General features: G+C 63.8%; 8 protein-coding genes and 2 pseudogenes. 4 read left to right on the top strand and 6 right to left on the bottom strand.

The genetic code is table 11. The features are described from left to right. The 5 genes and pseudogenes from P5705_RS22505 to choX form a co-directional block, all read right to left on the bottom strand. A pseudogene (locus P5705_RS22505) lies at positions 1 to 231 on the bottom strand (hypothetical protein); the annotation flags it as partial. Between the two features lie 265 nt (positions 232 to 496). Continuing rightward, positions 497 to 940 (bottom strand): annotated as a pseudogene (locus P5705_RS22500) (thioesterase family protein); the annotation flags it as partial. Between the two features lie 10 nt (positions 941 to 950). After that, entirely contained in the window at positions 951 to 1,916 is a 966-nt protein-coding gene (locus P5705_RS22495; RefSeq protein ID WP_277463063.1) for an L-carnitine dehydrogenase, read from the bottom strand. Between the two features lie 83 nt (positions 1,917 to 1,999). Next, positions 2,000 to 2,884 carry a 3-keto-5-aminohexanoate cleavage protein gene (locus P5705_RS22490; RefSeq protein ID WP_277463062.1) on the bottom strand — a complete coding sequence of 295 codons (885 nt, stop codon included), beginning with the start codon at positions 2,882 to 2,884 and terminating at the stop codon, positions 2,000 to 2,002. A 104-nt stretch (positions 2,885 to 2,988) separates the two neighbouring features. Next, positions 2,989 to 3,933, bottom strand: a complete 945-nt coding sequence (choX, locus tag P5705_RS22485; protein ID WP_277463060.1) for a choline ABC transporter substrate-binding protein — start codon at positions 3,931 to 3,933, stop codon at positions 2,989 to 2,991. 145 nt (positions 3,934 to 4,078) lie between these two features. On the opposite strand from choX, the gene P5705_RS22480 reads away from it, so the two are divergent. Then, complete coding sequence (locus P5705_RS22480; protein WP_277463059.1) at positions 4,079 to 5,029, top strand: GlxA family transcriptional regulator; 951 nt, start codon at positions 4,079 to 4,081, stop codon at positions 5,027 to 5,029. Positions 5,030 to 5,105: 76 nt separating this feature from the next. Beyond that, a complete protein-coding gene (locus P5705_RS22475; protein ID WP_277463058.1) occupies positions 5,106 to 6,200 on the top strand; it encodes a metallophosphoesterase family protein in 1,095 nt (364 codons plus the stop codon). Between the two features lie 99 nt (positions 6,201 to 6,299). Here P5705_RS22475 and P5705_RS22470 read toward each other — a convergent pair whose 3' ends face one another. Continuing rightward, a complete protein-coding gene (locus P5705_RS22470; RefSeq protein ID WP_277463057.1) occupies positions 6,300 to 6,701 on the bottom strand; it encodes a lysozyme inhibitor LprI family protein in 402 nt (133 codons plus the stop codon). 286 nt (positions 6,702 to 6,987) lie between these two features. Between P5705_RS22470 and P5705_RS22465 the strand changes: the two genes are divergently transcribed. Beyond that, positions 6,988 to 7,965, top strand: coding sequence for a dipeptidase (locus P5705_RS22465; RefSeq protein ID WP_011536164.1), 978 nt, complete (start codon positions 6,988 to 6,990; stop codon positions 7,963 to 7,965). Between the two features lie 78 nt (positions 7,966 to 8,043). Next, positions 8,044 to 8,574: a DUF5943 domain-containing protein gene (locus P5705_RS22460; protein ID WP_028688448.1), complete on the top strand. Its 531-nt coding sequence runs from the start codon at positions 8,044 to 8,046 to the stop codon at positions 8,572 to 8,574. Positions 8,575 to 8,577 lie beyond the last annotated feature (3 nt).

Raw genomic sequence — 8,577 nt, 5'->3', positions numbered from 1 at the left:
CGCCGGCAGCAACTGCTTGTCGATGGCCTGGCGCACGGCCGGGAGAATGGTCGCGCTGCCGGTGTACATCTGCTCCACCATGCCCTTCAGGGCGCGGGCATTGGGCTCGGTCAGCCCGCGTATCACCACCTCGCAGGCCTGCTCGGCGCTGGCGCCGGCCGGAATGTCGAAACCCCGCGAGCGCAGCTGGCCCAGCAGGTCGTCCTGGTCGATCAAGTCCGCATGCATCATGACTGTTGTCCTTTGCCGCTGTTGTGTGCGATCGATTCTGTGTCCGCCAGGTCAGCGCGGCAAGGGCAGATTGCCGCGATGGCCGCTTTGGCTAAGAACAGGTCGTTTACGGCTAAATCGCCGGGGAAGGAAGACCGCACACTGAAGTCATTCACGGCACCGAGGGTTTGGTCACCCTCACTTCATGCACAGTGGATGTTGCTCGCTCTTGGCCCCGGATGCTCACGGCTTTCCGGGGTTGTTTTTTTGAGCGCGGTGGGGCCGCGACAAACTGGGGTGCCTGCAGATCACGCTGTTCGTCCACCAGCCCTTGCAGCAGCGCAACACTTCGCTCCCCGAACGGCGCCGACTTCGGCCCCGCCAGGTCCACATGCAGCAGCATCTGCTCACTGGCCGCCAGCGCCTCGTCGAACCCCGCCCGGTGCAGGCTGTGGTACAGGTGCAGGCGCTTCCTGTCGAAACCGATGATCTGCGTCTGCACCCACACCTCGCTACCAAGCTTCACCTCGTGCAGGTAGTTGATGTGCGCCTCCAGGGTGAACAACGAGTGCCCCGTCTGCCCACGAGCGTCGGCATCCAGGCCGATGCGCTCCATCAGCGCATCGGTGGCATAGCTGAAGATCAGCAGGTAGTAGGCATCGCGCAGATGCCCGTTGTAATCCACCCAGTCCTCCAGGACCGGGGTTCGGTAGGTGATCAGAGCAGGCATCGGGTTCTCCTCAATCGCCGAAAGCCATGCCGTGGCTGGCCTTGCTGTTGCGCACGGCCTCCAGCACCGCCAGCAGGGTGTCATCACGATAGCGCTCCAGGGCGGCGATACTGCGTTCGCCCAATTGCTCCGAGGTGCCCTCCACCACATCGTCGATCAGCTTGTCGGTCAGTTCCGGGGCCGGCAGGTAGGTCCAGGGCAGCTTCAGCGCCGGGCCGAACTGGGCCATGAAGTGGCGCATGCCAGCGTCGCCGCCGGCGAGGGTGTAGGTGAGGAAAGTGCCCATGAACGACCAGCGCAGGCCCGCGCCGAAGCGGATCGCATCGTCGATCTCGCCAGTGCTGGCTACCCCGTCGTTGATCAGGTGCAGGGCTTCGCGCCAGAGCGCTTCGAGCAATCGGTCGGCGATGAAGCCGGGGACTTCCTTGCGCACGTGCAACGGGCGCATGCCCAGCGCGGTGTAGATGGTCTTCGCCGCTTCGATGGCGTCGGGGCTGGTGTTGCGGCCGCCGACGATTTCCACCAGCGGCAACAGGTACACCGGGTTGAACGGGTGGCCTACCACACAGCGTTCGGGGTGGGTGGCCGACTCGTAGAACTCGCTGGGCAGCAGCCCCGAGGTGCTGGAACCGATGATCGCGTCGGGCTTGGCCGCGGCGCTGATCTTCGCGTGCAGGTCGAGCTTGAGGTCCAGGCGTTCGGGCGCGCTTTCCTGGATGAAGTCGGCGTCGCGCACGCACGCCTCGATGGTGGCGACGAAGGTCAGGCGGTCCTGCGCGGCGCCGGGCGCCAGGCCCTGTTTCTGCAGGGCTGGCCAGGCGTTGGCGATGCGTTTGCGCAGGGCTGCTTCGGCGCCGGGCGCCGGGTCCCAGGCGATCACGTCCAGGCCGTGGGCCAGGGCGCGAGCGACCCAGCCGCTGCCGATCACGCCGCTACCCAGGGCGGCGAAGGTCTTGATGTCGGTGATGAAAGGCATGTCGAACTCCAGGGCATCTGATTGGGCGGTGGCTGGCACCGGCTTTGCCGGTGTTCGCCGGCAAAGCCGGTTCCTACAGGGGGTTAGCGGCGCTTGAGGTTCATCTTTTCCCGGCCTTCGGCCGGGGTGAGCACGCGGGCGCCCATGCGGGTGATGATTTCCGCCGCGCGTTCGACCAACTGGCCGTTGCTGGCCAGCACGCCGCGGTCGAGGTAGAGGTTGTCTTCCAGCCCCACCCGCACGTTGCCGCCGAGCAGTACCGCCTGGGCGGCCATGGGCATCTGCATGCGGCCGATACCGAAGCCGGCCCAGGTCACGTCAGTGGGCAGGTTGTCGACCATGGCCTTCATGGTGGTGGTATCGGCCGGCGCGCCCCAGGGGATGCCCAGGCACAGCTGGAACAGCGGGTCGTCCAGCAGGCCTTCCTTGATCATCTGCTTGGCGAACCACAGGTGGCCGGTGTCGAAGATTTCCAGCTCGGCCTTCACGCCCAGTTCGGTGATGCGCTTGGCTCCGGCGCGCAGTTGCGCGGGAGTGGAGACGTAGATGGCGTTGCCGTCGCCGAAGTTGAGGGTGCCGCAGTCGAGGGTGCAGATTTCCGGCAGCAACGCTTCGACGTGGGCCAGGCGCTCCAGCGGGCCGATCAGGTCGGTGCCGGGGCCGAACTCCATGGGCGATTCACCCGGGCCGATTTCCAGGTCACCGCCCATGCCGGCGGTGAGGTTGACGATGATGTCGACGTCGGCTTCGCGGATGCGTTCCATCACTTCGCGGTAGAGGTTCACGTCGCGGCTGAAGCGGCCGGTCTGCGGGTCACGGACGTGGCAGTGGACCACGGTGGCGCCGGCCTTGGCGGCCTCGACGGCGGATTCGGCGATCTGTTTCGGGGTGACCGGGACCAGGTGGCTCTTGGCGACCGTGTCGCCGGCACCGGTGAGGGCACAGGTGATGATGACGTCGTGGTTCATGGGGGTTCCTTCTGGAATCGTTTGTGGGCTTTTCGCGGATGAATCCGCTCCTACAGCGGGCGTGCTGCATCCTGTAGGAGCGGATTCATCCGCGATGCGATCTGTCAGTTGGCGCTGAGCTTGAGGTTGTCAGCAGCCGGCTTGCCGTCGAAGGTCATTACCCCTTCAAGCCAGCGCGCCTTGTCCTCGGGGTGGTCCTTGAGCCACTGGCGGGCGGACTCCAGGGCATCCTTGTGATCGAGCAGCGGCTGCATCATCCGGCTCTCGTCCTCGGCGCTGAAGCTCAGGTTGGCCAGCAGGCGACTGGCATTGGGGCAGCGTGCGGCATAGTCCGGCGCGGTCACCGTCCACACCGTGGCACGGCCCTCGTCCGGGCCGAGGGCGTCCTGGCTGTCGCCGAGGTAGACCATGTCGATGTTCACGTTCATCGGGTGCGGCGCCCAGCCGAAGAACACCACCGCCTCCTTGCGCCGCACCGCGCGGTCGACCGCGGCGAGCATGCCGGCCTCGCTCGACTCGACCAACTGGAACTTGCCAAGGTCGAACTGGTTCTTGGCGATCATCGCCTTGATCTGGGTGTTGGCACCCGAGCCCGGCTCGATGCCGTAGAGCTTGCCGCCGAGTTCCTTCTCGAACTTGTGGATGTCGGCGAAGGTCTTCAGGCCCTTGTCGGCGAGGTACTTGGGCACGGCGAGGGTGGCGCGGGCGTCTTCCAGGCTGGGCTTGTCGAGCACCTTGACCTGGTTGGCCTGGATGAACGGGGTGATGGTCTGGGTCATGATCGGGTTCCAGTAACCCAGGAACAGGTCCAGGCGCTTGTCGCGGATGCCGGCGAAGATGATCTGCTGCGAGGCGCTGGTCTGCTTGGTCTGGTAGCCCAGGCCGTCGAGCAGCACCTGGGCCATGGCGCTGGTGGCGATCACGTCGGTCCAGTTGACCACGCCCAGGCGCACGTCCTTGCAGGCGGCAGGTTCGGCGGCAAATAGTGGTGTGGCGAGGGTGGTGCTGAGTGCGAGGGACAACAGGCTGCGGCGGATAAAGCGTTGCATGGTGGCTCTCCATCGGCAGTGCGTTTTTTATGGGTGCCGGCCTCTGCGGGCCGTGTGAACAAGCTACGCTGGCAGCGGGATGGAAAATCGCACCCTGGCGACCAAGACTTGCACGGAGGCGACCACTTTCACTGTGGAGCGAGCAATGCCCGAAACCATCGATTTCCTGCTGCTGCCGGGCTTCTCGGCCATGGGTTTCATCAGTGCCATCGAGCCGCTGCGAGTAGCCAATCGCTTCCGTGGGCCGCTGTATCGCTGGCGCGTGCTGAGCCTGGACGGCGGTGCGGTGCAAGCGAGCAATGGCATGTCGGTGAATGCCGATGGCGTGCTGGGCGAGGGCGAGCATCCCCGGCTGCTGCTGGTGGTCGCTGGCTTCGAGCCGCTGGCCTGTCATGGGGCGGTGTTGCAGCAGCAGTTGCGTCGCTTCGATCATGAAGGCGTGGTGCTCGGTGGCATCGATACCGGTGCCATGGTGCTCGCCGAGGCCGGCCTGCTCGACGGTCATCGCGCCACCGTGCATTGGGAGGCATTGGAGGCGTTCAAGGAACGCTACCCACGCTTGCAGGCCACCCAGGAACTGTTCGAGATCGACCGTCGGCGTATCACTTGCGCGGGCGGGACCGCCTCCATCGACCTGATGCTCGATCTCATCGCCCAGGCCCATGGCAGTGAGCTGGCGGTTCAGGTGTCGGAGCAGTTCGTGCTCGGGCGCATCCGCCCGCGCCAGGACCACCAGCGCATGCAGATCGCCACGCGCTACGGGCTGCGCAACAAGAAGCTGGTCAAGGTGATCGGCGAGATGGAGCGCAACACCGAGCTGCCGTTGAATACCCAGGTGCTGGCCGATGCGGTGCAAGTCACCCGGCGTCAGTTGGAGCGCTTGTTCCGTCTGCACCTGGGCGACACGCCCAGCGGCTTCTATCTGCGATTGCGGCTGGACAAGGCCCGGCAACTGTTGCGCCAGACCGACATGAGCGTGCTGGAGGTGGGCGTGGCCTGCGGCTTCGAGTCGGCTTCGTATTTCACCCGCTGCTACCGGGTGCGGTTCGAGCGCTGTCCGCGCCAGGATCGTCAGGCGAACGCAGCGTCTCAGTAGGACCTGTTTCCTGATTATTGTTGGCAGTGTTTATATCTAGCGTAGGCAGTTCACTCATTGAACGAGGATTGCCTGGATGATTCTTACACTACCTATCCCAAAGGCGCTGTTGCCCACGCTGCTGCTGGCGTCGTCGCTGGTGATGCCGGCCGGTTGGGCCAACGCTGCCGTGGCGGGTTGCGAAGACACCACCACCGACACCTACGGGGATTACTACCGTTCCGGCTGGAACCGCTTGGTCGAGTACCCGCAGGGCCGACAGAAGATGATCATCGCTTCGGACCCGCAAGGGTTCCGCTACATGAGTCAGCGCTTCGACGAGTACCAGGAGGAGGTCGACTCGGCGGGTTGGCACAAGACCGCGCCGGTCTACGAGGCGATCGGCCGCGAGCGTGCCGAGCCTTATCACGTGCCGGTGGTGATCAATGGAGATATCACCGAGTACGGCCATGGCCGCGAGCGCAGCGCGGTGCAGAAGATGTTCCGCAAGATGGCGGCTGGCGTGGGCGGACCGCTGACGCTGCCCGGGTTGGGCAACCATGACTACGACAACAACGTGAACGACTGCGGCAACAATGGCTGCGCCCGTGATGCCGTTTGCGACCACATTGCCTGGGTCCAGGCCATCGGGCCGGTCAACGCCTTCGATTACCGGTATGAGAACGACACCCATGAGGGGTCACTGTCCTATTCGGTCACGGTGGGCCGGGTGCGCATCATCCAGCTGAACAACGAACCGACCTATGAACGGGAGTGGAGCACGGGGGGCGGCTGGTCATTCAAGCCCAAGCGCCATTTCGTGATCACCCGCTCGCTGGGCTGGCTGGAGCGGCAGTTGGAGGAGGCCCAGGCCAAGGGCGAGACGGTGATCGTCAACATGCACAAGGACTGGGAGTGGCAGGATATGAAGATTCACTATGGTGTGTTTCCCAAATTGCTGGAGAAACATGGCGTGGTGGCGGTGTTTACCGGCCACACCCACTGGAACGTTGGCAAATACCACCACAGTTTCGGTAGCGTGCCCCAATTCAAGACCGGAGCTTTGAATGCAGGCACCTACCTGCGTTTGACCTTCGACTGGCCAGCGCAGAAGCTGTTGGTGGATGAGGTCAGCATGGACGGGCATTTCAACAAGACCCATGTGGTCGAGCTGAAGCCGTCAGCGGCCTGATGCATCACCCCTGCAGGAGCTGGTGGTACTGGCCATCCTTCGCGGCGCTTGGTTCGCCAGCAAGGCTGGCTCCTACAGGGTGAGGTTGGTGCTGGCGCCCTACTGCTGCCCGATCGACTGCAAGTACTCCGAGCGTTCATCGCTACGCTGTGCCACGCAGGTGTTCCACGCCGCCTCGAACGCCTTGCTGCCGGGCTTCTCGGCATAGGTTTCGACCTTGCAGTCGGCATCGCGCAACTGCGCCCAGAGCTTTTCGGCGGCTTCCATCTTGCCGGTCAGCGCCGCTGCCTTGTCGCTCTCGTCCGCGTACTGGTCGCGAATGCGCTGGATCAAGTCTTCGTAGGCCGACTTCAGCTCCCGCTCGGCGGTTTGCTTGTTGTAGGCGGCGCACGCGTAGCCTTGCTGGTCGCTCTCGACGTTGTCGCAGGGCGTGCTTTCTTCCTCGGCGGCCTGCGCGCCGCACGCGACAACCAGCAGAACCAGCCATGCCATTGATTTCATCCGTTTTCTCCCGATCAGGCTGACGAATCGCAGGATTCTCGCTCAGCCGGTGGCGGCGGCGATAGCTCCCTGACAAAAAGTTCATCAAAGCCTTACAAACCTGGGTTGTCGAGACTGGCTCTCATCTGCGAAGGCCGTGCCAGAGCGCGTCGGGGAGGGCGTTGACGCTTTCGGCAAACCCCCTGTCGTTTTTGCATCGGGGCGCATCCAGCCGCAGGCATATGCTGGCCCCAAAGCGCCGGCACAGGATTCGGCGCAGCCAAACTCGATAAAAGGGGACAGCCTGATGAGCCCAGCCGAACTTCACGCCGACAGCATCGTCATCGACGGCCTGATCATTGCCAAATGGAACCGCGAGCTGTTCGAGGACATGCGCAAGGGCGGGCTGACCGCGGCCAACTGCACGGTGTCGGTGTGGGAGGGGTTCAAGGCCACCGTCGACAACATCGCCTCCAGCCAGAAGCTGATCCGCGAGAACAGCGACCTGGTGATGCCGGTGCGTACCACCGCCGACATCCGCAAGGCCAAGGAGCTGGGCAAGACCGGCATCCTCTTCGGCTTCCAGAACGCCCATGCCTTCGAGGACCAGATCGCCTACGTCGACGTGTTCAAGCAGCTCGGCGTGGGCATCGTGCAGATGTGCTACAACACCCAGAACCTGGTGGGCACCGGTTGCTACGAGCGTGACGGTGGCCTGTCGGGCTTCGGCCGCGAGATCGTCGCCGAGATGAACCGCGTGGGCATCATGTGCGACCTCTCGCATGTGGGCTCCAAGACCAGCGAAGAGGTCATCCTCGAATCGAAGAAGCCGGTCTGCTATTCCCACTGCCTGCCTTCCGGGCTTAAGGAACACCCGCGCAACAAGTCCGACGCAGAGCTGAAGTTCATCGCCGACCACGGCGGCTTCGTCGGCGTGACCATGTTCGCGCCGTTCCTGGCCAAGGGCATCGACTCGACCATTGACGACTACGCCGAAGCCATCGAGTACACCATGAACATCGTCGGTGAAGACGCCATCGGCATCGGCACCGACTTCACCCAGGGCCACGGCCAGGACTTCTTCGAGTACCTCACTCACGACAAGGGCTACGCCCGGCGCCTGACCAACTTCGGCAAGATCATCAACCCGCTGGGCATCCGCACCGTCGGCGAGTTCCCCAACCTCACCGAGACCCTGCTCAAGCGCGGCCACTCTGAACGCGTGGTGCGCAAGATCATGGGCGAAAACTGGGTCAACGTCCTCAAGGATGTGTGGGGCGAGTAAAGCCGCACTCCGAGCCTGAAAGCCCCTGCCAGCAACGCCGGGGCACACCAATAAAAATTTGTATGGAGTTGAGTTTCCATGGCCAAGATCGCCCCGCAATTGCCAATCGAAGTCGACAGCGAGACCGGTGTCTGGACCAGCGATGCCCTGCCGATGCTCTACGTGCCACGCCACTTCTTCGTCAACAACCACATGGGCATCGAGGAAGTGCTGGGCGCCGACAAGTATGCCGAGATCCTCTACAAGGCTGGCTACAAGTCTGCCTGGCACTGGTGCGAGAAAGAAGCCGAGTGCCATGGCCTGGAAGGCGTGGCGGTGTTCGAGCACTACATGAAACGCCTGTCGCAGCGCGGCTGGGGCCTGTTCCAGATCCAGGACATCGACCTGGACAAGGGCACCTGCAGCGTCAAGCTCAAGCACTCCGCGTTCGTGTACGTCTATGGCAAGTGCGGCCGCAAGGTCGACTACATGTTCACCGGCTGGTTCGCCGGGGCCATGGACCAGATTCTCGCTGCCCGCGGCAGCTCGATCCGCACCGTGGCCGAGCAGGTCTACGGCGGGTCGGAAGAAGGCCACGAAGATGGCCTGTTCGTTACGAAGCCGTTGTAAGCC

It is taken from the genome of Pseudomonas entomophila (assembly GCF_029478665.1).
GTDB lineage: Bacteria > Pseudomonadota > Gammaproteobacteria > Pseudomonadales > Pseudomonadaceae > Aquipseudomonas > Aquipseudomonas entomophila_F.
Note: the sequence above shows the minus strand (reverse complement) of the source record. Positions and strands in the feature narration are given on the sequence as shown.

What these genes read in the sequence shown, in the direction of transcription:
- P5705_RS22495 (WP_277463063.1), bottom strand. Translation starts at nt 1,916, where the DNA reads ATGCCTTTCATCACCGACATCAAGACCTTCGCCGCCCTGGGTAGCGGC.
- P5705_RS22490 (WP_277463062.1), bottom strand. Translation starts at nt 2,884, where the DNA reads ATGAACCACGACGTCATCATCACCTGTGCCCTCACCGGTGCCGGCGAC.
- choX (WP_277463060.1), bottom strand. Translation starts at nt 3,933, where the DNA reads ATGCAACGCTTTATCCGCCGCAGCCTGTTGTCCCTCGCACTCAGCACC.
- P5705_RS22480 (WP_277463059.1), top strand. Translation starts at nt 4,079, where the DNA reads ATGCCCGAAACCATCGATTTCCTGCTGCTGCCGGGCTTCTCGGCCATG.
- P5705_RS22475 (WP_277463058.1), top strand. Translation starts at nt 5,106, where the DNA reads ATGATTCTTACACTACCTATCCCAAAGGCGCTGTTGCCCACGCTGCTG.
- P5705_RS22470 (WP_277463057.1), bottom strand. Translation starts at nt 6,701, where the DNA reads ATGAAATCAATGGCATGGCTGGTTCTGCTGGTTGTCGCGTGCGGCGCG.
- P5705_RS22465 (WP_011536164.1), top strand. Translation starts at nt 6,988, where the DNA reads ATGAGCCCAGCCGAACTTCACGCCGACAGCATCGTCATCGACGGCCTG.
- P5705_RS22460 (WP_028688448.1), top strand. Translation starts at nt 8,044, where the DNA reads ATGGCCAAGATCGCCCCGCAATTGCCAATCGAAGTCGACAGCGAGACC.